Source organism: Nostoc sp. CENA543 (assembly GCF_002896875.1).
Lineage (GTDB): Bacteria > Cyanobacteriota > Cyanobacteriia > Cyanobacteriales > Nostocaceae > Trichormus.
The window spans coordinates 5121719-5147325 of record NZ_CP023278.1; the positions used below are offsets into that span (position 1 = coordinate 5121719).

Consider the following 25607-nt stretch of genomic DNA (forward strand, 5'->3'; position numbering starts at 1 on the left):
CCTATTTCCCAATCATTCGATTGAGAACATTACGAGTTATAGCCTGGGCATCGGGATTTAAGACAGAGGGGTGTAACTTTGGTGCGTTGTAATCATCTAAACCCCAACTCCACTGTATAGAACCAGTAGCAAATACTAGTGCGCCGGAATCGGCAGTGTATATAGTCATATCTGAGTATCTAGTTTTACCCTTATATCGATAAGGTGAATGGGCTAGACGAATTGTATTAGTTGGGGCGTAGCGAAACATTCGATCAACTTCATAGCCTAAAAGCCCCTTCAAACGCATTTGGTTAGGGTTGGTTTTTTGATTACTCTGCACCGATGCTGCACCATGATTTTGATCTAGTTGTGTGTTAGCTAGTAACCAATCTGGCGCGGTGTTATTCAAAATAATGTCAGCATTCACGTGAAACGTTTCATACATCACTCCAATCAGTGCTTCTTCTGGACGATTCACAGGTTTGCTACGCCAAAGAGTTGTCACTAAAAAATCATTAGTAGGATTTTTATCTCTGGCAAAAGGATCTAATGCCGCATCTTCTTTGTAAGAAACAATAGTACGGTTCATTTCTTTGGTAATAGCACTAGGTTCTAAACGTATTTGCCAGTAGCACGTATTAGCAGAGAAAAATCCCAAATTTAAGCCATAATCCCTCGCAGTTTCCAGATTTTGCCGCATCTGAGATGACCAATATTCATCATGTCCCACGGAAAGAAAGACCTTGTGTAGCCATAGCATGGGCTTGGTAGTATTAATATCTAGAGGATTTTCGTGGGTATCGATGTTTGTAACATAAGTGACATCATAACCAGAACGTTCTAGCCACCTCACCATGTTGTATTCCCAACCTGCACTAGAAGTTCTTCTTTTGGGTTGTAAATTGGTTAAAAACTCTCCTGCACCTACTCCATAAGCGGCGGCTGAATTGGGACTAGCAGCATAGGGACGGTTAAAGGAAACTTTGAAAGCTTTGTTACCGCGACTGTTCCAGCGATACAGAGACATCCAGCCCCAATTATTGTAGGCTTGATAAGTCGTCACACTGGATTGAAAGAGAATATCAGCAGGGCGAGAGTCATCACGCACCACAAAAATAATGTAACTTTGCTTACCACTTTTACTGCCAGTGAGTTTAGCTAAGTAAAAACCGCTAGCCCATTGTGTCGGGTCTTGAGGACTATAGGGAATTTTAAGAATGTATGGATCTTTCCAGTCACATTCAATCAAACCAGTAGCTTTATCGATAATTGGCGGTGGTTGTTTGACTCCTACTCTTTTAATCGCCGCCGCCATTTGCCTACCACCAGCACCACCATACCAACCCATGCGAAAGATTTCTATGGTGTAGTTTGGCTCTTTAGTATTGACGAACAACTTAATTGTATCGCCGCGATTCACACTAGTCAGGGAAGCATAACCCTCTATTTCTCGTCTAGTCGCCGGATTAGTCAATTGCCAAGCTGTAGTCCCAACTTTTTGATTTTCTATAATTATGGGATTATTTGCCTGATGGAAATTTGCCAAATCAGCCGCGATCGCATAGGGTTGATTAAAAAGTGCGATCGTAGCAATACTGAGCAGACAAGATAATATAACTCTGGTAAAAAACTTTAAGGGATGTGTAGATAACATTACAGTCTCAAAGAATGTAAGCAATCAAATTTGCACTCTGTTTTGATTGTTTCACGTTGACTGTGACTTGTATATCTCAAAACATAGAAAAAATTGTGACAATTGAAATTTGACTAGTGTCCATTTTCCCAATTTTTGAAAAATTTGAGAATCACAAAAGTTAAGCACGTAGCAATCAAACTTAATTGCCATAACCCACAGCCAGCCACAATTCCCAATGCAGCTGAAATCCAAATAGCTGCGGCTGATGTTAATCCCCGAATTTCCAGGCGATGTGATGCTTGGGAAGATTCACGCACAATTTCTCCAGCACCCAAGAACCCTACACCCGTAGCAACACCTTGAATAACTCGACTGATAACTTCCGATATCGATGCTGATGTACTGATTTGCAAGGGTACTAAAGTAAACATAGCCGCACCAATACTTACGAGCATATGAGTTCTTAATCCGGCTGGTTTTTGACGGATTTCTCGTTCTAAACCGATGACTGCGCCACTCATTAAAGCTAAACTCAGCCGAAAAATTATGTTGAGTATATCATTAGGTGCAAGCTCGTAAGTGTTTAACACTGTGATTACATATATAAGAAAGACTGTCTTCTGGATTAATTGATGAATTATGATACTTGTTTTATGATCAGCGAACAAGTGTAATTAGGGAGTGGGAGTAGAGAGTTGGGGAAAAGTTACTTCACACTCATTTGCTACTTTTCTGGGATTGAGATAGCCTTTTACTATTGTGTATGGGCATATGAATTTTTCAAAACTTTCTGGGAAAAATTGCGTGCCGTTTGGAAAAGGCTGATTCTTCATAACCTGTTTTCTTTGCCAAAACCAGATTGAAGGTAATAAATAATACAAATAAAATATAAAAAAGTAAAGGGAAAAAGTAAACAAGGATGATTGTTTGCCTTTTAACTTCTACCTTGTCACTTGTGGATGTTGATACCCCTACACCTTGACAAACCTAAATTTTACTCCCCTACTTTCTACTTTCCATTGCCTATTCCTGTTTTAAACTACATCAATGATCTGCAAAAAATTGAGTGGATAGACTCTACTGGTTAGACCAAATCAAACTACAAGACCGCACCCAGGTAGGTGAGAAAGCATTCTACTTGAGTAGACTCAGACAACGTGGCTACCCTGTGGTCTCTGGTTTTGTGGTGTCGGAAGAATTCATGCGACTATTTTTAGAAACCATTAATACCACTGAGTCGTTAGTCGCCAACTTACCCCATTCTTCTTTACATTTAGATGTCGGCAACTGGCGACAACTCCAGCAAGTAGCTAGTCGTTTGCGTCAAGAAATTCTTGCTGCTAATGTCCCTTCTGACTGGGTGAGTACAATCTTGAACACTGCCAAGGGATGGCAAACAGAGTATTTAATTTTACGTCCAAGTTTAGCTATACCCAAAGTGCGAAACACTTCAGGCTTGCTAGAGTCCAGTTTTTGTCACTGTGATGAAGTGGCGATCGCGAGGGCGTTAAAATCTATCTGGAGTCAATTATTTTCCGCGAAAAGTCTATTTTGTTGGCAACGTTTGGAGATCAATTTACAGCAACTGAATTTAGCTGTTTTAATTCAACCAGTCACGAATGCGGTTGCTAGTGGCGTGCTGAGGGTGAATCCTACAGGCTGGACAATTGAAGCGACTTGGGGCTTAGGAAATGCGATCGCCCAAGGTGAAGTTTTACCAGATACATACTACATCCAGCCAGATACAGGTGTAGTCTTACAAAAGCATCTAGGGAATAAAATCCTAGCTTATCGTTTGAGTCACGAAACACCAACCTTAAGCATTCACCACAGCATTCCTCAAGTCTATTTAGTGGAAGAAGCGCAACAGCAACAATACGCTTTACCAGAAGAATTTTTACAACAAGTCATCACCCTTGGTCATCAATTGGTGAGTGAATTGGGTAATAACTTTACAATTGATTGGACAATTGCAGAAGAAGCAAACAGTCAAAATCTTTACATTACCCAAGTCAACACCCCCCAATTAGCAATTCCCAATTTGCAAACTCTCAAAGGTATAGGTGCTGCGGGAGGAAGAGTTACAGGCTATGCTCATGTAGTCACAAATACTCAATTAAAACCAGAACAAATATCCAACGGCGCAATATTAGTAGTACCTAAGATTACACCAGACTGGTTGCCACTGTTGCAACAGGCAGGGGGTTTGATCACAGCACAGGGAGGTTTGACTAGTCATGCAGGAATTTTGGCTAGAGAATTGGGTATTCCGGCTGTAGTGAGTACAACCGATGCTACAGTAATTATTCAAAATGGAGAGCGTTTATTAGTGGATGGTAATCGTGGAGAAGTTTATCGCCTCAGAGATGCTGAAGTGAGTGAGGAAGAACCGCAACAGCAAACTTCCCCCTTCTTACTCCCCTCGCCTTCCCATCAAACTGTTGTTACTTCTCACTTACCAATGATTGCTACCCAACTGTTGGTTAATTTGAGTCAACCGAGTTTAATTGAGCAAGTCAAAAAATTACCTGTAGATGGCGTAGGATTATTACGCTCGGAACTCATGCTAGTCCCACTACTCAAAGGACAACATCCTCATTTTTGGGTGATAGAGGGACGAAAATCCGAATTATTGGCGTATTTAACTGAAAAAATTACGGAATTTGCCCGTGCTTTCGCGCCTAAACCAATTTTTTATCGCTCCTTAGACTGGCGATCGCACGAATTATCGTCAACTAGTGCAGCTTCCACAGTTACCTCAAGTTTAGGCGATCGCGGTACATTCAGCTATATCCAAGATGGGGCTGTATTTGATTTAGAATTAAGTGCGATCGCCAATGTCCAAAAAGCTGGCTATAGCAACATTAACCTGCTCTTACCCTTTGTTCGCAGTGTCCCTGAATTTACTTACTGTCAACAAAAAGTTGAGCAAATGGGACTAACTCAAATACCCCAGTTTCAATTGTGGATGATGGCAGAAGTCCCCAGCGTCTTGTTTTTACTACCTGAATATGTCAAAGCTGGGGTTGCTGGTATTTCCATTGGTTCAAATGACCTGACACAATTAATTTTAGGGGTAGACCGCGAACAAACCCAATTAACAAGAGTATTCAATGAACGCCACCCGGCGGTACTAGCTGCAATTTCTCAACTCATCCAAATGTCAAAAGCCGCAGGAATACCTTGTTCTATCTGTGGCCAAGCACCAGCTATTTATCCAGAAATCATTGATCAACTAGTGCAGTGGGGAATTACTTCTATTTCCGTAGAACCAGAAGCCCTAGAACAAACATATCAGGCGATCGCTCGTGCTGAACAGCGTTTACTCTTAGCCGCCGCCCGCCAGAAACTTGAGTAAGGAATTATACTGGAGCCAAATCAACACAGTTAGTTAATTTGTTAATCAAAAACTATTCAGGGACTTTATGGGCGGTAATCCTTGGCATTACTTTGCTTGCTATGATGCAAATATTAACTCCGTTTTACAGACTTTGCGTGAACAAGAATTCCGCGCCGGTCGCTTTGGCAGGGCTGCATGGTTCAATGATGATGCAGCAAATTTGGTGAAAAGTTTTCCGCAAGAATCTAGCAGATCTAGTCAATCAGTAAAATCTCCCGAAGAGTTACTTACAGAATACGGTACTGTCGAAAAAGCAATAGAAGCTGTTTGGCATGATTACGGAGCTGAAGCTAGAAGTTCTATATTTGACTTAGTTACATGCTCAAAAAGTCAGATTCCTAGAGAATCTCCTGAAGAGTTAATCGCAAAGTGCGGTAGTGTTCAAGCAGCGATAGAAGCTGTGTTAGATGAATACGCAGAAGAGGGAACAAGTTCTATTTTAGATATGCAGGAAATTTCTCTATTTCCCCAAGCTGGTGCTGTTTCTCCTGTACCCGAAAATGAGTTAATTGAACTATTTGGCACAGATCAACCAACACGAGAAATGGTCGTATCTATTCTCATAGAAGAAGCAGACCAAGAAGCTTGGGAAACATTTTGGGAAAGTATCAATCGTGGGGAAGGAAGATATATTGTGATCTACAGTGAAAATCAACCTGTAGAGATTTTCTTTGCAGGTTACTCTTTTGATTAGCAGCCCCAGCGTCACCCAAAATACAAAATCCAAGATGTATGGTCAAAAAATTTGAGATTTTAGATTCAATCTAAAACCCAAAATCTCAAATTCGGATGGTCAATCATTCAGTATCTACAACACCATAGAATTGTAGACGGGCAGTACCTAGCCCATAGTTACTGGTTTGTTTGTCTGCGGCTAGACTCTGGACTCGAAATTGATATACCCCTTCGTACTGAGGATTACGGAAAGGTTTGAGTGCAATAGTGACTGTTTGTCCTGGGGCGATCGCTTGGTTGAGATTGACAATCACTGTTTGGGGTTGACTACCTTTAGCTAGGGAAATTCCCAGTTTTTCACCTTGGCGATCGCTTGTCCCAGTAAAGGCGTAACTTGCTTGCGAATCAAAATCAATCGCTTCTAAACCTGTAATTTGAGTCAGGGCGATCGTTTGTAATGGGGTAGCTGTGGTTGGGACTGTAACGGTGAAATAATAAGTTGAGTCCCAAGCACTCGTATGATTATAAGTTGTAGCCGTAGACAGCAGTTTTGGTGCTTGTGCTAAGGCTGATATCGGAGATCCAGGAACAGCAAATAAACATAGTCCTGTACTCACTAATAAAGTTTTACACAGATGTGAAAGGTTATTCATGTCAATTGGGGATGGTTATAGAAAATCGGACTTTTTTGTGAAATGACTCAACAAAAAAGTTTTTACTGATGGCTACTGCACAGATAGGAAGTAAATTTATATAGCCGCAGCAATATACATGAATCAATTTCCCAGTTAGATGCCATGAAATTGAATCATTTATATCTTAGGGAATATAAAATTTATTCCTCTACTATTTGAGTATCTACTGTTTTAATATAACCTGTCAAAAGTGACAAGATTATGTCTAAATAAAATATTTTTTAGTGAATTAAAATGGCACTAAAGCGATGTGATTATGTGCTTTTTATCCAAGAAAATCTCTTTTAATCAATATTTATTGAATGACTAATTCAGATACTTTTCATTTCCAACAAATCAATAATTAACTGATTAAATATCATTCAGCAAGCCCTAAATTAATATCCCATCTCTAGGTTTTGCGTCAGTCAGAAAACTCGTTAACATTCCGAGAAATTCTTTGTACTGACGCAACTCGTTAAGATTTATACATCTATGTTAATCTGTTCTATCTGTCTAGCTGCTTTATCCCAGCGTTTGGCAGATGTCTCATCTTGCCAGTGATTACGTAAATTTTCTGCTTTTTTATGACAAATTCGCTCTAACATCTCTAAAATGGCAGATAATGTTAATTTATCAATTAAAGCTTCTAAAACATCCATATTGTCTTTCATATCGTTAAATTAGTAAACATCCTTGATCCATCTATATGTTCAAGGTAAGCAAAGAAATTGAAGAACTTGTGAGGAGGAAATAGCAACGGGCGTTTGGGGTTTGGGAATGCTTAACTGTCTTAGTTTTTAGAGTCAATTATTTTTGTGGCGATGGGTACTATGAAAAGTACCTTGAAATATCAGGTAAGAGTTAAACATAGCCAACCTATCCCAACTATTAGTTTTAATGGCTTATGCCCTTTTATCCCATGAAGACAAATCAGCAACCATCATCCAGCTTAAATAATGTGATAGATCAGATACATTCCGAACTCCGAGAAGATTCGGAAGAAACTGATGTAGATTATGAAGTGATTGAGTCTAGTATATTAACTACTGTTGTTCCAGAATGGTACGCGGAACAAGCACAACAGACTATGAGGACATTAAATTTTGACTTGCACTTGGCAGTATGTGAGAGAGAAATAAGAAATAGTATTAGTGCAAGTTTAGAACCAATACCACTGCCTGATCCACGACAAATAGAAGTGACAATTTATAATTTAAACGCCATTTTAGACGGATATTAAAGCAACTATCAGTCTTAATGGCGTTATGGTGTGGAGAGTACACGAACAATTTACCCCAATGGGTTTGGTGTTTTGCTAGTGTGATTTTACTCAACTGTGTTGATTGTTGACTGTTAACAGTCAACAATCAACATGATTACAACTTAGTTCCGCACTCAGAACAGAAGTTATGGTTGGAGGCGTTTTTGGTGCCGCAATGGCTGCAATATACTGCTTCAATGTTGGTTTTTGGTGGCTGTTTGGGTAAACCAATCATTTGGGCGTTGCTCTTGCCTGGAGCTACCATTGGATAGCAGTTTTCGTCTTTGGTGACGTGGACATCTAGAATTACAGGGCCATTATGGGCTAACATTTGGGCGATCGCATCTTGTAATTGCTCGCGTTTTGTGACTATGATTCCCTTAATTCCGTAGGCTTGGGCTAATAACTCAATGTCTGGCATCCCGACTTCCATGTTGGAACATGAGTAACGTTCACCGTGGAAGGCTTGTTGCCACTGACGTACCATTCCTTGCCAGCCATTATTCACAATAATGGTCTTGACACCAATACCGTATTGTGCAGCAGTTCCCAATTCTTGCAGACACATTTGGAAACTAGCATCACCGCTAATACAGACGACTTGTTCATCTGGGAAAGCCACCTTAGCACCGATAGCTGCGGGTAGACCAAAACCCATTGTGCCTAAGCCTGCGCTAGAAATCCAGCGTCGGGGGCCATTCTTGAGAAATTGTGCTGCCCACATTTGATGCTGACCAACATCAGTAGTGTAGAAGGCGTGGGGGGCTTGGTGTGCAACTTCCACAATCACTTCTTGGGGTGAGATGCTGTCTGGATGTTGGGGTACGACTAAAGGATATTCTTCCCGCCAACGATTAATTAAATTCAGCCATTCGCTGGTTTGGTTGGGATTAAGTTTGACTTTGCCTTGTTTGCAGCGATGTAACATGTCAATTAAGACTTTCCGCACATCACCCACAATGGGGACTTCGGGGACGCGGTTCTTACCAACTTCTGCGGGGTCAATATCAATATGAATGACTTTGGCACGGGAGGCGAATTCGTCTAATTTGCCGGTGACACGGTCATCAAATCTAGCACCAACGCAAATGAGCAAATCACAATCAGTTACGGCAAAGTTAGCGTAAGCTGTACCGTGCATTCCCAACATCCCCAAGGATAGGGGGTGATGTTCGTCAAAAGCACCGATACCCATCAAGGTAGTTGTGACGGGGATTTGGCATAATTCTGCTAATTCTTGAATTTCTGTGTGGGCATTAGATGCGATCGCACCCCCACCGACATACAGTAAAGGACGACGGCTTTCTTGAATTAACTGAATGGCGGCGTTGATTTGACGGGGATTTCCCTTCACGGTGGGGCGATATCCAGGTAGTTTGACTGTCCCTGGTTCTACAGGTACATAGTCAAATTCCTCAAACGCTACATCTTTCGGCACATCAATTAACACTGGGCCAGGACGACCGGTGCTAGCAATGTGAAATGCTTCAGCTACGATACGCGCCATATCGGCTGGGTCGCGCACTACATAGGAATGCTTCACAATGGGTAGAGTGATACCGTAGATGTCTGTCTCTTGGAAAGCATCCGTACCAATCATTTTCCGTGGTACTTGTCCGGTGACAATCACCATCGGAATCGAATCCATGTAAGCTGTCGCAATACCTGTGACTAAATTAGTCGCCCCAGGGCCAGAAGTACCAAAGCACACACCGACTTTACCAGTGGCGCGGGCATAACCATCGGCAGCATGAGCCGCCCCCTGTTCGTGCCTCACGAGAATATGCTTAATACTGCCAGTTGCTTCTACTTTGTACAGGTCATCATAAATCGGTAGAATTGCCCCACCAGGGTAGCCAAAGATATATTCGACACCGTGGCGCAGGAGACTATCCAGTAGTGCAGAACCACCAGTGACCCGTTTTGGGAACACATCTGATGATTTAGAGCTGACAGATTGGGTATGTTGCTCTGTTTGTGAGGGACTAGTCGGGGAAGGCAAGCTCACAGTCACGATCAAACCTCAGAGGATAGCTAAGTTAATACGAAATTTCTGTATTTAATATTTCAATTTTAGTTGAAAATTTCAACCAAGTTATGACTGAAAATTATATCTTGAGGATGTAGCTAAGGCACGAATATCGTGTATGAGCCTGCCTGTACAAGATGACCCGTGCTTCTAGTTTAGAACTGAAGCAGGTCATATTGGTTAATTTTTCCTGACTTAGCAAAATTGGAGAGGGTGTAAGGGTGTAGGGGTGTAAGGGTGTAGGGGTTAAAAAGTTGAATTATTGCTCGTTTTTCCCAATTCCCAATTCCCAATGCCCTATACCCTATAAACTATTAGGAATACCTACGACAGCACAGGGGAAATTAGGGCTGATCTGTTGAATGAGGGGGTGATAAATAGATTTACACCCTAAAAATAAGATGTCAGCTGATTCAATTTCTACTACTGTTTTCAGTTCTTGACTGAGATTACCAAAGCGTAGATGTGATTTAAAAGAACCTTGCCATTCTTCTGCCAGGCTTCTAGCTTGCCACAGAATCCTATCAGCTTCTTGGATTGTGTTTAGTGTCTTTTGTTGTACATTGGATACAGTTTCCCGCGCAGTTGGGTGTATTAATATAGATGTGTGCGATTTGGATATTTCACTGGCGGAAGATGCAAAGTTTGGTAATTTGCTATTCAGCTTCAGTGGATGATATTTTGCCTCGCGATAGCCGTCTTCTACGACATAAACAGCTTGGACTACCACTTCTTGATTAGCGGCTAATCGGGTTTGATGTGCAATCCAAAAAGCTATGTCTAATGCGGTATGGCTACTAGGAGAAGCATCATAACCCACAATTAAGTTTATTGTTCTATTGATTGAGGCCTGCTCAGGAAAAGCTGGCTTTGGTTCGGGAAGTAATAAGATTTGCTCGATGATATCGTCCCGACCCATCGCACTTTGCAACCGGGCTAACATTGGCTTGATGTTCACAGCTTTGACTTCTCCTAAACTTAACTAACAATGAATGAGAAGTAGGGTTAACACGAATAAATCGAGATTTATCCGCTAGGAATCCCCAATAACAACTGGTAATAAAGCCAAAGTTTTGGGGGTTCCTTCCATTGCCGACGGAGTTAGCTGACGGGCTAAGACTGGAAGGTGTCTTTCTTATGAGTGACGCGGTGTTATACCAATTCACAATTCGCAATGGACTAACGTCCCGCTTCGCTAACGCAATTCGCAATTAAAAAACTTAGATGCAGCAAAACTTTCAGGGTTTACATCTGTATCAGGTTTTTCGTGAAATGGTGTTAGGGGTAGCACGGCGTTGAGCCGATGTTGAGTAATTAGTTGCTCCCTTAGTGACACTCGCAGATGCTTCACTCTATATATTTAAGATGCGCCCCATAATTTGGTTCCTCCGCTTCAAATTTCGGTTAACTGAATTTGAATTAGGCGACCCACTACAGAAATCATAAATCACTTTATTCTTCGTGAGCAAAATATTGATCGAGAAAGTTGAGTGCGTGATTGCGGATTTCAAAGTATTCTTTAGAGTTACGGATAGCAGCGCGATCGCGTGGATGAGGAAAGGGTACTTCTAAGATTTCCCCAATGGTAGCGGCTGGCCCGTTAGTCATTAATACGATGCGATCGGACATATAAATAGCTTCATCAACATCGTGAGTAATCATCATCACTGCTTGCCGATTACTTTCCCAAATATCTAAAACTTGCCTTTGCAATTTACCTCTAGTTAGAGCATCTAATGCACCGAAAGGTTCATCCATGAGTAACATTTTTGGACGAATTGCTAAGGCTCTGGCAATGCCCACTCGTTGTTTCATACCTCCAGAAATTTCATCAGGATATTTGTCTGCTGCCGCCGTTAAGTTTACCATTGCCAAGTGTTCGTTCACAATGCTAATTTTTTCAGCCCGATTAGCATTTTTTAACACTTCATCGACAGCTAGGCGAATATTGTCTCTAACTGTTAACCAAGGTAACAAAGAATAGTTTTGAAATATCATCATTCTTTCTGCACCAGGCTTGCGAATCTCTTTCCCATCAAGACGTACAGAGCCAGAAGTGAGTCTTTCTAAGCCCGCTACAATTTTTAACAAAGTCGATTTACCGCAACCGGAATGTCCGATGACAGAAATAAATTCATCTTCACCAATGGTTAAATTCACATCATTAAGTACGATAAAGTTACCCTTATCTGGTGTCGGATAAGACTTCACTAAATTTTCGATTTCTAAAAAGTTAGGTCTGGACATAGGTGGTTGATGAGCATTGACGGTTAAAGGTGTAGATTTCATGTCAATTATTCCTATTGATTGTTAACTATTGACTATTGCTTGATTTCAAGACATAAAAAATCGGGTTGGTGCGTTGGCTCTAATGGCAAAGCTATTTAAATAACCAACGGGGTCACTAGGATCAAAGCTTTTTCTATCAATGAATACTTCTGGTGGTTCAACTTTATAGTCGTCTTTAGGGCATTCAATGGCCATTTCACCTGCTATTTCCCGATATAAATCGCTTTTCCAGGCTCTTGCCGCTAATTTTTCGGCATCTTTAGGAAATTCTTTGATTTGTCCCCAACGGGCGGCTTGAGTCATTAACCACAGACTTCTGGATCTCCATAAAAATGTCGCGTGTTCACCCGGTACTTTGGGTAGATTGTCAGGAATATCAAAGAAAATAGTTGTATCTGTGGCGTTGATGGTGCGGTCTTTACCATCAAAACCACCATAGTTGTAATTCCCCAGAATTCCAGGTGCAGTAAATTTAGTTATTGGTGCATTGGGATTTTTGGGTTTTGCACCTGTAAAGGAACGGTCTGTTAATAATTCAGCGATTTCTTGGCGATTTTCTGGCTTGCTGCAATATTGACAAGCTTCTATCATGGCTTTGACTAACGAACGATAGGTTTTGGGATATTTTTCAATGAAGGATTCCATCACTCCCAATAACCTATCTGGGTGTCCTAGCCAGATTTCTTTACCTTGGGCAAAAGTAAAACCGATGTTTTCATTACCTGTAATGGCTCTAGTGTTCCAGGGTTCGGCTACCATATAGGCTTGCATAGCCCCTATTCTGACGTTCGTCACCATCTGGGGTGGTGGAACTATGATGATGCGGAATTCTTTGAGAGGATCAACACCAGCCGCCGCAGAGATATAACGCAAAAAGTATTCGTAAATAGCGGAACTTAGAACTACAGCCCAGACTTTATTTTCTGGTGCTTGTTTGGCAAAGTAGGCTCTAAAATCTTTGCCGAAAGCTTCTAATGCGCCATCGCCATATTGTTGTTGATATTCATACCAAGGACGTAAACCAAAATCCCACATAGCTTTGTTCATGGTCATGGCGTTTCCGTGGTGATGAATGGTCATGGCTGCACACAAGGGGGCGTGGCGTGCGCCTTCTGCACCGATGCGGGCGTTGGTGACTGCGCCGGAAACGACGGGGGACGCATCTAAGCGACCAAAAATTAAACCATCACGGGAGTTAGCCCAACTAGCTTCGCGGTTGAGTTGGACGTTTAAGCCATATTTGCGAAAAAAGCCTTTTTTCCAGGCGATCGCAAATGGCGCACAATCATTAACGGGAACGTATCCCACAATTAAGTCTGGTTTTTCTAGGTCTTGGGGTCTGACTACTGGTTGTACGGCTAAGGCTTCCTCCGTTAGTCCTTTGGCTGATTTATCTGCTGATACAGCACAGGAGGAAAGTGTCATACCTGCGGTAGTCGCGCCTATACCTTTAATAAAATCTCGTCTTGTCCAGTTAAAGTTATTCATCGAAACCTCTGGGTCTGAAACCCCGTCCTTATAGGACGGCTTTGTGCTACAGTTAATTACATACCGAGGGACATCCGGGAATTTAAGTCTGTGGAGCAAACATAAGACCGAAAAACCTTTGGGGTGGAGGCAGTTGCTAAGAAGCAGAAATCTAAGCCGTGAGACTTAGAGAATCCTTTCACCTTTAGGTCAAGGAGTATGTCAAGTGGCGTTGAATAATTTAATTAGCTCACGCATAAGTGTAGAGGCGCACAGAGAATCTGCGTCTATTAAGTGTTATGGAAGGTTCGTCTGTTCCCTTTTATTTAGGAGCGACGGGACGATGGGTGACTAATTCTTGCAGTTTGCCGACGGCAAAGTCTAGGATGAGTCCAGTTAAACCGATGACGAGTACCGCTAGAAACACTGAACTCAGGTTTAAACGACTCCATTCATCCCAGACAAAAAAGCCTATCCCAACACCACCAGTGAGCATTTCTACTGCAACGATGACCAGCCACGCAATTCCTAAGCTGATTCTCAGTCCTGTGAAAATGTAGGGTAAACTGGCAGGCCAGATAATTTTGGTGATGCGCCGCCATTGGGGCATTTCTAAAACTTGGGCGACATCTATATAATCTTTGGGGACGCTGGCAACTCCCAAGGCTGTATTAATGATGGTTGGCCATAGGGAGGTGATAAAAATTACGAAAATTGCCGAAGGATCGGCTAGGTTAAAGATGGCGAGGGCTATGGGTAGCCAAGCTAGCGGTGATACGGGTTTGAAAATTTGAATGATGGGATTGAGTGCTAGCATGGCAGGTCTAGACATCCCAATCAAAAATCCTAGAGGAATTGCCACTACTGCACTAAGGGCAAAGCCTATGAGTACGCGACGTAAGCTAGCTATCAATAACCAACCAATGCCTAAGTTACCGGGGCCTCTTTGATAGAAAGGGTTGAGAATGTAGTCTAAGTTGGCGGCTAAGGCTTCTGGTGGTGTGGGCATTAACTCATGATTTGCTAATGCAATCACCCACCACAGTAATATAATCCCTAAAAAACCTATAATGGGTAGTAATACTACATCCCGCATAATTACAGGTTTAGTCTTTTTCCAGACAGCCTGACTGGTGACAGCCAAAATAGCTGCCAAATTTAATTGCAGTATCATAGACGCAACCTCAACAGAGTTAAGTGCAGGTACAAAAAAACCGAGCAGTACCAGCCTCGGACACTGATGAGAGCTAAACATTAAAAAAATGCTGTCTCTTCAGTCTCCTCTCAATGCCTACGAAGTTAGCTGACGGGCTAGGGCTGAGAGTTGCCCCTCTTGAGAGAGTCTAGAGTTATCTGAAATCGTGTAACTCTTAGGTAATTACTTTCTACAAGATACGCCCCAAAATTGGTTCCTCCGCTCCAACTAGATTATGATTTTTAGTTGGATTAGGCTGACTTACTCATATAGATATTAGTGACAAAATTTTATCATCTTTTTTAGGTATAAGCAACATTTGAATCATAAATGTTGTTTATTAAAATGCTCAGAGTTTTTATCAGATTAGTCAATGTTAGTGTATCAAGAAGGGTTTCAGAGAGATTTCACCAGAAATTCTACAATTTATGTGAAAAATTATCTAGAATCAATGGTTGTATTGTGAAAGGATGGGCTAGAATTGGGAGCCTAATAATATATTTCAAGTGATAGATGAAATTTTTAGCTGTTTTCTATAATTGTCACTCCACTCGTTACACTAATGACATATAGAATTTAGTCCTCTATCACCTAGCCGATTTTAAAAGCATGGATTTTAGTCAATTACTGGCTGAAAATACGCATAATATCATCGAAAAATGGATTCTCAAAGTTCGTAATGATCGTCACATAGAAAGTGCTGATGATTTATCTTACACAGCGATTAAAAATCATATTCCTGACATTTTTCAGGCAATGATCACAGTTTTATCACCTACTCAAGAGGGTGAAATTAAATCCATCGTTACGGCTAGTTGGCAGCATGGACTATTACGCGCTGAACAAGGCTTTGACCCGTCCGAAATTGCTCGCGAGTATTGTCTACTACGTACAGTCATATTTGATACGATAGAGGGTGAGCTATCCCAGGCGACACCAGTAGAAATTATTCGTTATATGCGGTTAATTGATGCGGTAATTGATGAGGCGATCGCACGGTGTTTTAATAGTTATGTAGGAGAACGCTTACGGGAATTACAAAGTTTACAAGCTTCCCTGACTCTGCACAATGAAGAACTGACACGTTTAATTAATGCTCATCAAGACAAGCTATCGGAATTAGCACACGAACTTAAACATCCCCTAACAGCAATTATTGGTTATTCAGATTTATTTTTAAGGCAACAAAGACGACAGGGTACGACAAAAGATAATTATGTCAATTTAGACCATATTGAACGTGTACTCCGCAATGGTAGACATTTGTTAAGATTGATTAACAATGTTTTAGAACTGTCAAAATTTGAAGCTGGTAAACTCCAACTCCAAGCAGCATCTATTAATGTGCAGGAATTAATTAGTAATGTCTGCGAGATGTTAGAACCGCTAGCAGCAGAGAAGAATTTAACAATTATAGTTGATAGCGATCGCCTACCTCCAGAGATAATCACAGATGGTTTTCAATTACAACAGATTGTCACAAATCTTGTGAGTAATGCCATCCGTTACACAGACTCCGGCACTATTAGTATAAAGTGTGAGATGCTGAATAGTCAAAAGTGGGCGATCGCGGTGGCTGATACTGGAATTGGAATTGCACCAAAAGACCAAAAACAAATATTCGAGCCTTATTTTCGCGTTAACTCTGAAGAACGTCCCCAACTTCCTGATAGTACAGGCTTAGGTTTAGCGATCGTAGCGCGGTTAGTAAAATTACTGCAAGGTGAAATTCATCTAGTGTCTCAAGAGGGTATTGGCTCTACCTTTACGGTGATTTTGCCATTGGATGTGACTAAAACTTTACCAGAAGAATAAAAAAATTTGAGTTCAGCTTCAGAATCATCCTACTGGAAAAGTCTGACTTCTACCCCGGAGAGATGCCAAAAATCTGACTCATTGTCAATCTAAACTTAGGAGTTAACCTGACTTTTGAACGATGCCCCACGTCTTACTCGTAGATGATGAAACTGCCCTCTGTGAAAGTCTGACTTATACCTTACAAAAAGAAGGCTATACAGTGACGACCGTAGCAGATGGACAAAGTGCAATTAAACAATTCCACAAGCAAGTACCCGATGTCATCTTGTTGGACTTAATGCTCCCAGAAGTAAGCGGGATGGAAGTTTGTTGGCGCATTCGGGCATTTTCCGATGTGCCAATTGTCATGCTGACAGCCAAAGACCAAGACATCGATAAAATTTGGGGTTTGGAAGCGGGAGCAGATGATTATGTCACCAAGCCATTCAACACCCGTGAGCTATTAGCACGCATCAAAGCCGTGTTACGTCGTCGCCTCGGAGAACAGCCTAGATGAAAGGCTGGTGGCGTTGCCTGAAACTAAATACTATCCATTCCAAGTTGTTAGGGACTTACTTGCTGCTGATAGTCTTGGGAACCTCCTCAATGGCAGGGTATATTCTTTGGTCTTTCCATGTCTACTTTATGCGATCGCGACAACTAGACTTAGAAAACTGGACAAATGCTTTGAGTGAGAGTGTCGCCGATGCTATAGAAGAAAAAAATCTTCAACGCGTCAACTTGCTAGTCCAAAGATATGGCGCACCACAGAACGTCACCTTGCGGATTTTCAATCAGCAGGGTAGCTTAATTGCCACTTCGGCTCCCAAATTAGATCGACAAATTGAAGGCTGGTACAAAGTTCCCGGAATGGCAGAAGCACTGCAAAAACGTCCAGCACAGGGGATTGCCAAGGGAGTATTATCGGGTGAGGATCGTCTGTACATTGCAAGACCCATTGTACGTAACGGTCAACTCTTGGGTGTGTTGCGAATCTCGATTACGTTGGATCAGTTTCAACGCCAGTTTGCTAAAGTAATTGCCAGTGTGCTGGGCAGTTTAGGATTAACTATCTCGCTGTGTGCGTTGATTAGCACTCGCTTTGCTCGTAGTCTGTCTCGACCGATTGAAATTATGCGTAATTTTGCAATTCGGTTGGGCAGTGGTCAATTTGGCGACACTTTAAGTATTCAGGAAAATAATGAATTAGACCAGTTGGCGGCGGAACTCAACCGGATGAGCCAAAGATTAGCTTCCCTAGACTACGAAAGGAGAACCTTTTTGGCAAATGTTTCTCATGAACTCCGCACACCTATTAGCAATGTTCAAGTTACAGTTGATGCACTCAAAAGCGGAGCTTTTGAAGAACCACAATTGCGCGATCGCTTCTTCCAAACAATAGAAAATGAAACTAAACGTTTATCACGACTGATTCATGATTTGTTAGATTTAGGACGTTTAGAAGCGGGAGTCAGCCAACTAGAAGAGGAAACCATATCATTAGTAAGTCTGATTAAGCGTGCTGTTAATGCTATGGAACCGAGAATGCAAGCTGCTGGTGTATCAGTACGGGTCAAAGTTGCCAATTTATTTATTCAAGGTGATCCAGAACGCCTATTACAAGCAATTTTAAACTTGCTAGATAATGCCATTAAACACTCACAACGCAATTCTCAAGTTTTTATTTCTGGATATAGTGATGATAAACAAGCAGTAATTAAAATTCAAGACCAAGGTAAAGGTATTAGTGAGCAAGATTTACCCCGGATTTTTGAACAATTTTATACAACAGATCCTTCCCGAACAGGTAAAAGTAATGGTTTAGGATTAGCAATTACTAAACGCATTATAGAAGCTCACCAAGGAAATATTACAGCGAGTAGCACTGCTAATCAGGGTGCAACTTTTATAATTTATTTACCCTTAAAATCCTAAAACAAGAACAGCAGAATCAGCGAAAAAGCTGATTATTGTTTGTATTTTATCCTCGTAAAAAGCAGTTAATTTACGACAACAAACCTTGTAATTTTAACTGAGATAACGCATCCTCAGCCGCCGCTTTTTCCGCTTCTTTCTTATTCTTTCCTATTGCTTCTCCGTACTTTTGATCTCCCACATAAACCTCAGCTTTAAATTCCGGTGCGTGAGATAAACCACCTGTTTGTGTTGTAATGTATTTAGGAGTAGTCGGGCCAATATTGCGCTGTACCCATTCTTGAAAGCGATTTTTGGAATCTACATTCGAGCGAGACACAACAATTTGTTCAGGGACAGCATCAAATAATGGTTCAATAATGGCACGTACTGCTTCAATATTGGAGTCGTTATCTAAATAGTAAGCACCAATTACAGCTTCAAACGTACTACTAAGTAAATTTGGATTTTGATAACCACCATCTCGAATTGCGCCTTTACCTAAGCGCATTCTTAAATCTAAGCCGACTTCCAGAGCAAATTTAGCTAATTGTTTTTCATCGACTAATGCGGAACGTCGCCTTGTTAATTCATCTTCTCCTTTTTCGGGGTGACGGCTATAAAGATATTCACCACTTAAGAAATTCAGCACCGCATCACCAAGAAATTCTAGGCGTTCATTATGTTCGCCTTCGCCTGGATTTTCATGAACATAGGAACGATGAGTAAGTGCTTGACGGAGAAGTTCTTCATTGCGAAATTTGAGAATTTTGGGGATTTCTGATATTTTATTCTCCATGCTTGTATCAATATTATCTTGAAAATAAATATAAAATATTATTATATATTTTGAGCGATCGCAGCATACAAGATACCCAGTATTTTTTTTATGTCCTTAATATAATATTCCTGTAAATCAATGCTGATTACATTACTTTCAAGTTTCATGAATTGCCAAATAGTGCCGATGGTAACAGCACCATAAATTGATTTAATAGCATTGCCACTTCTTTCATTAAAAATTTGAGCCGCAACCATTTCTGCAATACATTGTGCCAATCCAGAGCGCAAATTTTCATTTTTACTTTCTACTAAAACAATCACCGGACTGCGAACAAACAATTGTTCTGGAGAAAGACTTAAAATAAAATCACAAAACCCATTTAAACCTCGTTGAGCATCAACAGCAAACTCTACCCCAGAAAATAAACCGATTTGATAATTAAATTTTCGCCTGATTTCTAATAGTATTGGGCTAATAATCATTTCACTGCGAGCTTTTTCCGAACCGATAGCAACTGCTAAATCAACATTCTCTCTCAAGATTGTAGACAGCAAATCACTACATTCTTGCTCTGGTAAATTGGCAAATAATCCAGATGACTCTTGAACTATTAAGCCAAAAGTGTCAATAATTTCGTTAAGTTTAAAATCACTATAGCTCATTGAAAATTTGTTTTTTGAGGAAATATCTTATTTAAATCAATAGATAAATCGGGAAAACAAGGAAAATAAACTACTTGATTAGGCAGAAAAATTCGCTTAGTTGAATAACCGTATTTTCCTTGACTATCTTGATAGGGGTCACTGTAACATTCCAAATAATTATCGAATAAATTAAATATCCAATAATCAGAAATACCTGCTTGAGCATAGAGAGGTAGTTTCACATCTTGGTCATAACTTAAAGATGAATCAGCTACTTCCATCACTAGCAACACATCAGCAGGGCTAGGATGAGCAGAAAAATAATCATCAAGGCGGTTCTGCACAATAGCAAAATCCGGTTCTGGTTCGCTATTAGGCGGTAAAGTGATAGGGGCTTGAGATTGCAAAGTAGCTCTATCGCCTATGACTTTTGGCAGTTCTTTTAATAACTTTCTTAAGCAAGTTTCATGGGCTGTACCCTTAGATACCATTTGAATCAGTTCCCCCTTAATTAATTGGATGTGGTCATCCTCGTGGAGAAAGCCCAATTCTATGAGTCTGTGGTACTCATCTAATGTGAAGCGTTTAGTTTGAGCGATACTCATAAATTTTGCCCCCAGAGTAATACACAAACCATATTCTTATAACCCTTATTCTAAATGAGCCAGAAATTGATATGCTAAAAACCAAGACTAGGTTAAGAGTGCTGAGTAGTGAGTGCTGAGTGTTGAGAGGAAAGAGCAAGAGAATGAAAATCCAATGCCCGATTCCCTATGCCCCATGCCCAATCCCTAGTCCCCAATCCCCAGTCCCCTATCTGTAAACCATGCCTGCGCCTACTATCAACCCGACAATTACTTCATTTCCCTTGACGGCTGTAGTCGGTCAAGAAGCCATTAAACTTGCTTTATTATTAGCAGCAGTCGATCCTGGGTTGGGAGGAGTAGCGATCGCAGGTCGTCGCGGTACGGCAAAATCAGTAATGGCGCGTGCTATTCACGCTTTGTTACCACCGATTGAAGTTGTCACCGATTCAGTTAGCAACTGCGACCCCAACCACCCAGAAGAATGGGATGATTATCTGTTGGCTGAATGCGCTGACAAAGATATTCAGGATGTCCCGACGCAAATTATTCCTGCGCCATTTGTGCAGATTCCCCTTGGTGTCACAGAAGACCGTCTCCTGGGTTCCGTGGATGTGGAAAAATCTGTGAAGCAAGGAGATACAGTATTTCAGCCTGGGTTACTCGCCACAGCTAACCGGGGTGTGCTGTATGTGGATGAAATCAATCTTTTAGATGACCAGATATCCAACCAGTTATTAACAGTCCTCTCCGAAGGACGTAACCAAATTGAACGGGAAGGGATTAGTTTTCAGCATCCTTGCAAATCCCTGTTTATCGCTACCTACAACCCAGAAGAAGGGGCATTACGAGAACATTTATTAGATAGAATTGCGATCGCTCTTTCGGCTGACGGTGTTCTTGGTCTAGATCAAAGAGTCCAAGCAGTTGAGCAAGCGATCAGTTATTCTAAATCACCCCAAGACTTCCTCCAACAATACAGCGAAGATATCGACGCGCTGAAAACTCAAATTATCCTGGCGCGGGAATGGTTGAAGGAAGTCACCATCACCAGCGAACAAATTGCTTACTTAGTCAATGAAGCCATTCGCGGTGCTGTCCAAGGACATCGGGCAGAATTATTCGCGGTGCGGGTAGCAAAAGCGGCTGCGGCTTTAGACGGACGCGCCACAGTCAACGCTGACGACTTACGCCGGGCGGTAGAATTAGTGATTGTGCCACGGGCGACTGTAGTGCAGACACCCCCACCAGACCAACCACCCCCACCACCGCCACCACCACCACAAAGCCAAGACGAGTCAGAACAAGACCAACAAGAGGAAGACCAAGAAGAAGACAAAGAAGACCAACCAGACGAACCCCAAGAACAAGAACCCCCCAGCATCCCAGAAGAATTTATCTTCGATCCAGAAGGGGTAATCATGGATGATAGTGTGTTGTACTTTGCTCAAATGGCACAACGTCAGGGCAAATCTGGAAGTCGTAGTATTATCTTTTCTGATGACCGGGGACGCTACATCAAGCCGATGTTACCTAAAGGGAAAGTCCGCCGCATTGCTGTAGACGCGACCTTAAGGGCAGCTGCACCCTACCAAAAAGCCCGACGAGAAAGACACCCAGAAAAGAAAGTTATTGTCGAACAAGGGGATATTCGCTCTAAACGCCTCATCCGTAAAGCCGGGGCGTTGGTGGTGTTTGTTGTGGATGCTTCGGGGTCGATGGCTTTGAACCGGATGCAGTCCGCTAAAGGTGCGGTAATGCAGCTATTGACTGAAGCCTATCAAAACCGTGACCAAGTAGCCTTGATTCCCTTCCGAGGAGAACAAGCCGAAGTCTTACTACCCCCCACCCGTTCCATCGCTTTAGCCCGTAACCGTTTGGAGAGATTACCCTGTGGTGGTGGTTCACCTTTAGCACATGGTATTACCCAAGCCGTCCGCATCGGTTTAAATGCTCAAATGAGCGGCGATATTGGGCAAGTCGTGATTGTGGCAATTACTGACGGACGAGGTAATATTCCTTTGTCTCGTTCTCTAGGTGAACCCCAAGAACCAGGAGAAAAACCAGACATTAAAGGGGAGTTACTCGAAATTGCTGCCAGAATTCGTGGTTTGGGAATGCAGCTATTAGTTATAGATACTGAGAGTAAATTTGTCTCCACTGGCTTTGCTAAAGAGTTAGCCCAAACCGCAGGCGGTAAATATTATCACCTACCCAAAGCCACCGATAAAGCCATTGCTGCCATGACCAAAGGCGCGATCGCTGATTTAAAATCTCGGTAAAATTTAGGGGTTTAAGTCTCCGGCTTCTATCAAGCCGCAACTGTTATCGCTGGATTTCCCCGTCATCAAACGGAAAAAGCGAATTGTGTACCACTTTGCTACGCAACGCTACCGCGAACGTGAAAGCAAGCTACGCGGTAGCGTCTCGTCGTACAGAAGTGGGGCATTAGCCCATTGCGTTAGCGTCTCGTAGAGAAGCGGGACGTTAGTCCATTGCGTTAGCGAAGCGGGGCGTTAGCCCATTGCGAATTGCGAATTGCGAATTGCGAATTGATTCAATCTGTTTGTCTAATCTTCTCTATAATTTATTCAAATATGTCTGCGATCGCGTCAGCAAGTCCAGTGCTGAAAATCTAATTTCTCATCTACATCCTACATAGGAAAAACAAGAGTTATTATGTCTCAATGCTGATTGAGACCAAAAATCTCGTATATTAGCACAGGAAACTTTATTGTTGTGTTCTATTACATCCTAAGAGGATTAAATCATGCTGGAATTGTTGGGTTCAGGTTTGGTGTCACTCTGGCTAGAGATGGCTGGAGTTCAAGTCAAGCCTTCAGAGGCCTTAGACGTGCTGACTTGGCAAAGTAGCCCTGGCTTAGTAATTGCACCCGATCCCAATCCAGCAGGGGCTAATACTGTTAAACAATATCTGCAAGGACTATTAAAATCTAAGCTGATCGCTGAAAATCTCACTCCCAACCAAGGAATTTGGATGCAGTCGGGGCCTGTACTGATGGCTGATCATCAAGGTACAACACCTTTACCTGCGGCTTCTCTCACTAAGATTGCTACTTCGTTGGTGACTTTGAAAACCTTCGGTTCAGAACACCAATTTGACACCATGATTAGTTCTACAGGGCCGATAGTTAACGGTGTTATACAAGGTGATTTAGTTGTTAATGGCGGTGGCGATCCCATGTTTGTTTGGGAAGAAGCGATCGCTTTGGGTAATACGCTCAATAAAATGGGGATCAAAGAAGTCAAGGGCAATTTGGTGATTACTGGCAATTTTGCCATGAATTTCCAGCGTCATCCCCTATTAGCGGGACAAATGCTCAAACAATCTCTCAATTCTAAAACTTGGACTCGTCCAGCGATTTATATTCACTCCATCATGCCCAAGGGTACACCAAAACCCCAAGTGGCGATCGCTGGTCAAATCAAATTTGCTCCCCAACCCAACCCCCATCAAACTCTTTTAGTGCGTCACCGTTCTCTACCCTTGAAGCAATTAATCAAGGAAATGAATGTGTACAGCAACAACGAAATGGCGCAAATGTTAGCAGAATCAGTAGGTGGTCATACAGTAGTACAGACTAAAGCCGCAGAATTTGCTAATGTTCCCCACGGAGAAATTCAGTTAATTAATGGTTCAGGACTAGGGCCAGAAAACCGCATTTCCCCCAGGGCTGCTTGTGCGATGTTAATGGCTATTCAACAAGAAGCCGCAAATCATCAACTGAATTTAGCTGATTTATTTCCCACCTCTGGCTTCGATAAGCGAGGCACAATGCAGCATCGTCACTTACCAGTAGCGACTGTGATGAAAACAGGTACTTTGCGCGATGTCAGTGCTTTAGCTGGAGTCGTACCCACACGCGATCGCGGTTTAGTTTGGTTCGCCATCATTAACCGTGGCCCACAAATCTCCGCCTTCCGCCAAGAACAAGACAAACTCCTACAAAATCTAGTCAAACAACTAGAAATCTCCCCCAGTGTTCCTAATGCTTTAACACCCCATACAGCTAAATCACTACCAGATTTAGGCAATACTAAGCGGAATGAGATTGTGTTTCGTGGATAAGGGTGTAAGGGTGTAAGGGTGTAAGGGAAAACAGAGGGAGAAAAATCTCATACCCAATGCCCAATGCCCAATGCCCTATTCCCTACTTCTAGGAATAATTTCCGTCACTACCCGATTTCCAGAACCACCACTGACTACGATATTTTCAGTTTGCAGATTACCAACGGCTTTTTCACCCTTGAAATTAACAGGGGGATCAGCTTGTTGGTAGGTGACATTTCCTTGGGCTTCTAATAATTTTTTGTCTAAATACCAAGTCATTTTTTGAGCATTCAGGGTTTGACGACGCTGTCCAATAGCGTTGACGTTGCCTGTTAAATACGCTATTTTTTGGGGGATTTTCATTTCCCCCTGGTTAGCGGTGACAGTCAAGTTTTCTGCTTTGTGAAAGATGCGTATAGGGGAATTTGTAATCACATTTTCTGCTTTCATATTCCAAATCATAGAGTTACTGGCAATCTGCATTGGCGGTTCTGATAACTCTAACTGGGCATTTTTTTGCAGGAATGCTACTTGGGTTTTCAGGTTGAATTCGGCGGCGTTACCTCTGGCGCGATCGCTGATTTGATTATTTTTATAACGGTCAATCTGCACAGGGCGATCGCCAATTAATTTTTCTTCTTTAATCTGCCAAATTAAATGTTCGGTTCGCATTTGCATCTGGGGATCAACTGATTTGGCGACTACACCGCCAGATAATTCCATGCGTTGTTCACGGGTTTTAACTTTGGCTTCTTGGGCAACCGCTTGTAATTGTTTATGATTACCATTAATTTGGTTACGGACAATTAATAAATCTTCTTGGGGTCGCCATTCTAATTCATTTCCTCGCAAAACAATCCCATTTACGGGGTCGGTTGCGACTATTTTTCCCCGCAAAAACAGTTGTTTGCCATCTTGTTCAATATCTGCCTTCTCAGCTGTTACTTGATAAACTATCTTGCCATCTTGATACAGTTCTCCGTAGGGGCTTTGTGCTTCACCAATTTGTTTTTCTTTGGTATATTGGGCTTGTTTAGCTTTCACTCTCCAGACTGGTCTGCCATCTTCATCTGCTTGTTCTAGGGTGACATCAAAGAATGTTAAATTACTCTCTTGATTAGGTGAATTAGTATTATTTGGTTGGTTATTCCTGGGTACTTTATTTGTACAGGCAACTAAACCCATGACTAAAACAAGATTG

The 25607-nt window shown here is 41.9% G+C and carries 21 protein-coding genes and 2 riboswitches; of the genes, 8 read left to right on the forward strand and 13 right to left on the reverse strand.

All coding sequences use genetic code 11. From position 1 onward, the window contains the following. Window position 1: 1 nt before the first annotated feature. Window positions 2-1636: a N,N-dimethylformamidase beta subunit family domain-containing protein gene (locus CLI64_RS21365; RefSeq protein WP_103139098.1), complete on the reverse strand. Its 1635-nt coding sequence runs from the start codon at window positions 1634-1636 to the stop codon at window positions 2-4. A gap of 113 nt (window positions 1637-1749) precedes the next feature. Beyond that, window positions 1750-2208, reverse strand: coding sequence for an MgtC/SapB family protein (locus tag CLI64_RS21370; RefSeq protein ID WP_103139099.1), 459 nt, complete (start codon window positions 2206-2208; stop codon window positions 1750-1752). Window positions 2209-2684: 476 nt separating this feature from the next. Between CLI64_RS21370 and CLI64_RS21375 the strand changes: the two genes are divergently transcribed. Beyond that, window positions 2685-4976 (forward strand): putative PEP-binding protein, encoded by a 2292-nt coding sequence (locus tag CLI64_RS21375; protein WP_103139100.1) that lies wholly within the window; start codon window positions 2685-2687, stop codon window positions 4974-4976. Between the two features lie 67 nt (window positions 4977-5043). Further along, window positions 5044-5712: a hypothetical protein gene (locus CLI64_RS21380; RefSeq protein ID WP_103139101.1), complete on the forward strand. Its 669-nt coding sequence runs from the start codon at window positions 5044-5046 to the stop codon at window positions 5710-5712. A 103-nt stretch (window positions 5713-5815) separates the two neighbouring features. On the opposite strand, the gene CLI64_RS21385 is transcribed toward CLI64_RS21380, so the two are convergent. Further along, window positions 5816-6346: a DUF2808 domain-containing protein gene (locus CLI64_RS21385; protein WP_103139102.1), complete on the reverse strand. Its 531-nt coding sequence runs from the start codon at window positions 6344-6346 to the stop codon at window positions 5816-5818. 506 nt (window positions 6347-6852) lie between these two features. Beyond that, window positions 6853-7041: a hypothetical protein gene (locus CLI64_RS21390; protein ID WP_103139103.1), complete on the reverse strand. Its 189-nt coding sequence runs from the start codon at window positions 7039-7041 to the stop codon at window positions 6853-6855. A gap of 248 nt (window positions 7042-7289) precedes the next feature. Between CLI64_RS21390 and CLI64_RS21395 the strand changes: the two genes are divergently transcribed. Further along, window positions 7290-7610, forward strand: a complete 321-nt coding sequence (locus CLI64_RS21395; RefSeq protein WP_157943304.1) for a hypothetical protein — start codon at window positions 7290-7292, stop codon at window positions 7608-7610. A gap of 136 nt (window positions 7611-7746) precedes the next feature. Here the strand turns inward: CLI64_RS21395 and ilvB are convergent, their stop codons facing one another. The 5 genes from ilvB to ntrB all read right to left on the reverse strand — a co-directional run bounded on the left by ilvB (window position 7747) and on the right by ntrB (window position 14590). Then, window positions 7747-9645: a biosynthetic-type acetolactate synthase large subunit gene (gene ilvB / locus CLI64_RS21400; RefSeq protein ID WP_103139105.1), complete on the reverse strand. Its 1899-nt coding sequence runs from the start codon at window positions 9643-9645 to the stop codon at window positions 7747-7749. A gap of 319 nt (window positions 9646-9964) precedes the next feature. Further along, window positions 9965-10603, reverse strand: coding sequence for a universal stress protein (locus CLI64_RS21405; RefSeq protein ID WP_103139106.1), 639 nt, complete (start codon window positions 10601-10603; stop codon window positions 9965-9967). Between the two features lie 135 nt (window positions 10604-10738). Beyond that, window positions 10739-11096: riboswitch (cyclic di-AMP (ydaO/yuaA leader) on the reverse strand. 16 nt (window positions 11097-11112) lie between these two features. After that, the gene (locus CLI64_RS21410; protein WP_103139107.1) at window positions 11113-11949 is read right to left on the reverse strand and encodes an ABC transporter ATP-binding protein; all 837 of its coding nucleotides are present in this window, start codon (window positions 11947-11949) and stop codon (window positions 11113-11115) included. A gap of 45 nt (window positions 11950-11994) precedes the next feature. Beyond that, entirely contained in the window at window positions 11995-13437 is a 1443-nt protein-coding gene (locus tag CLI64_RS21415; RefSeq protein ID WP_103139108.1) for an ABC transporter substrate-binding protein, read from the reverse strand. Window positions 13438-13738: 301 nt separating this feature from the next. Further along, complete coding sequence (gene ntrB, locus CLI64_RS21420) at window positions 13739-14590, reverse strand: nitrate ABC transporter permease (RefSeq protein ID WP_103139109.1); 852 nt, start codon at window positions 14588-14590, stop codon at window positions 13739-13741. A 99-nt stretch (window positions 14591-14689) separates the two neighbouring features. Continuing rightward, window positions 14690-14879: riboswitch (cyclic di-AMP (ydaO/yuaA leader) on the reverse strand. A gap of 341 nt (window positions 14880-15220) precedes the next feature. On the opposite strand from ntrB, the gene CLI64_RS21425 reads away from it, so the two are divergent. The 3 genes from CLI64_RS21425 (at window position 15221) to CLI64_RS21435 (ending at window position 18343) form a co-directional block, all read left to right on the forward strand. Further along, window positions 15221-16426, forward strand: coding sequence for a HAMP domain-containing sensor histidine kinase (locus tag CLI64_RS21425; RefSeq protein WP_103139110.1), 1206 nt, complete (start codon window positions 15221-15223; stop codon window positions 16424-16426). Between the two features lie 121 nt (window positions 16427-16547). Next, complete coding sequence (locus tag CLI64_RS21430; RefSeq protein WP_103139111.1) at window positions 16548-16925, forward strand: response regulator transcription factor; 378 nt, start codon at window positions 16548-16550, stop codon at window positions 16923-16925. Continuing rightward, window positions 16922-18343, forward strand: a complete 1422-nt coding sequence (locus tag CLI64_RS21435; RefSeq protein WP_103139112.1) for an ATP-binding protein — start codon at window positions 16922-16924, stop codon at window positions 18341-18343. Before CLI64_RS21430 ends, CLI64_RS21435 begins: the two co-directional genes overlap by 4 nt. A 70-nt stretch (window positions 18344-18413) precedes the next feature. Here the strand turns inward: CLI64_RS21435 and rnc are convergent, their stop codons facing one another. The 3 genes from rnc to CLI64_RS21450 form a co-directional block, all read right to left on the reverse strand. Continuing rightward, window positions 18414-19100, reverse strand: coding sequence for a ribonuclease III (gene rnc, locus CLI64_RS21440; RefSeq protein WP_103140823.1), 687 nt, complete (start codon window positions 19098-19100; stop codon window positions 18414-18416). A gap of 62 nt (window positions 19101-19162) precedes the next feature. After that, window positions 19163-19768, reverse strand: coding sequence for a hypothetical protein (locus tag CLI64_RS21445; protein WP_103139113.1), 606 nt, complete (start codon window positions 19766-19768; stop codon window positions 19163-19165). Beyond that, the gene (locus CLI64_RS21450) at window positions 19765-20355 is read right to left on the reverse strand and encodes a Uma2 family endonuclease (RefSeq protein WP_103139114.1); all 591 of its coding nucleotides are present in this window, start codon (window positions 20353-20355) and stop codon (window positions 19765-19767) included. The genes CLI64_RS21445 and CLI64_RS21450 overlap by 4 nt, the downstream gene beginning before the upstream one ends. A 221-nt stretch (window positions 20356-20576) precedes the next feature. Between CLI64_RS21450 and bchD the strand changes: the two genes are divergently transcribed. Next, window positions 20577-22616: a magnesium chelatase ATPase subunit D gene (gene bchD / locus CLI64_RS21455; RefSeq protein ID WP_103139115.1), complete on the forward strand. Its 2040-nt coding sequence runs from the start codon at window positions 20577-20579 to the stop codon at window positions 22614-22616. Window positions 22617-23104: 488 nt separating this feature from the next. After that, window positions 23105-24424, forward strand: a complete 1320-nt coding sequence (locus CLI64_RS21460; protein ID WP_103139116.1) for a D-alanyl-D-alanine carboxypeptidase — start codon at window positions 23105-23107, stop codon at window positions 24422-24424. A gap of 75 nt (window positions 24425-24499) precedes the next feature. Here the strand turns inward: CLI64_RS21460 and lptC are convergent, their stop codons facing one another. After that, entirely contained in the window at window positions 24500-25591 is a 1092-nt protein-coding gene (gene lptC, locus CLI64_RS21465) for an LPS export ABC transporter periplasmic protein LptC (protein WP_264082459.1), read from the reverse strand. Window positions 25592-25607: the final 16 nt, after the last annotated feature.

What these genes read in the sequence shown, in the direction of transcription:
- CLI64_RS21365 (WP_103139098.1), bottom strand. Translation starts at nt 1,636, where the DNA reads ATGTTATCTACACATCCCTTAAAGTTTTTTACCAGAGTTATATTATCT.
- CLI64_RS21380 (WP_103139101.1), top strand. Translation starts at nt 5,044, where the DNA reads ATGGGCGGTAATCCTTGGCATTACTTTGCTTGCTATGATGCAAATATT.
- CLI64_RS21385 (WP_103139102.1), bottom strand. Translation starts at nt 6,346, where the DNA reads ATGAATAACCTTTCACATCTGTGTAAAACTTTATTAGTGAGTACAGGA.
- CLI64_RS21390 (WP_103139103.1), bottom strand. Translation starts at nt 7,041, where the DNA reads ATGAAAGACAATATGGATGTTTTAGAAGCTTTAATTGATAAATTAACA.
- CLI64_RS21395 (WP_157943304.1), top strand. Translation starts at nt 7,290, where the DNA reads ATGAAGACAAATCAGCAACCATCATCCAGCTTAAATAATGTGATAGAT.
- CLI64_RS21405 (WP_103139106.1), bottom strand. Translation starts at nt 10,603, where the DNA reads ATGTTAGCCCGGTTGCAAAGTGCGATGGGTCGGGACGATATCATCGAG.
- CLI64_RS21410 (WP_103139107.1), bottom strand. Translation starts at nt 11,949, where the DNA reads ATGAAATCTACACCTTTAACCGTCAATGCTCATCAACCACCTATGTCC.
- CLI64_RS21415 (WP_103139108.1), bottom strand. Translation starts at nt 13,437, where the DNA reads ATGAATAACTTTAACTGGACAAGACGAGATTTTATTAAAGGTATAGGC.
- ntrB (WP_103139109.1), bottom strand. Translation starts at nt 14,590, where the DNA reads ATGATACTGCAATTAAATTTGGCAGCTATTTTGGCTGTCACCAGTCAG.
- CLI64_RS21425 (WP_103139110.1), top strand. Translation starts at nt 15,221, where the DNA reads ATGGATTTTAGTCAATTACTGGCTGAAAATACGCATAATATCATCGAA.
- CLI64_RS21430 (WP_103139111.1), top strand. Translation starts at nt 16,548, where the DNA reads ATGCCCCACGTCTTACTCGTAGATGATGAAACTGCCCTCTGTGAAAGT.
- CLI64_RS21435 (WP_103139112.1), top strand. Translation starts at nt 16,922, where the DNA reads ATGAAAGGCTGGTGGCGTTGCCTGAAACTAAATACTATCCATTCCAAG.
- CLI64_RS21445 (WP_103139113.1), bottom strand. Translation starts at nt 19,768, where the DNA reads ATGAGCTATAGTGATTTTAAACTTAACGAAATTATTGACACTTTTGGC.
- CLI64_RS21450 (WP_103139114.1), bottom strand. Translation starts at nt 20,355, where the DNA reads ATGAGTATCGCTCAAACTAAACGCTTCACATTAGATGAGTACCACAGA.
- bchD (WP_103139115.1), top strand. Translation starts at nt 20,577, where the DNA reads ATGCCTGCGCCTACTATCAACCCGACAATTACTTCATTTCCCTTGACG.
- CLI64_RS21460 (WP_103139116.1), top strand. Translation starts at nt 23,105, where the DNA reads ATGCTGGAATTGTTGGGTTCAGGTTTGGTGTCACTCTGGCTAGAGATG.
- lptC (WP_264082459.1), bottom strand. Translation starts at nt 25,591, where the DNA reads ATGGGTTTAGTTGCCTGTACAAATAAAGTACCCAGGAATAACCAACCA.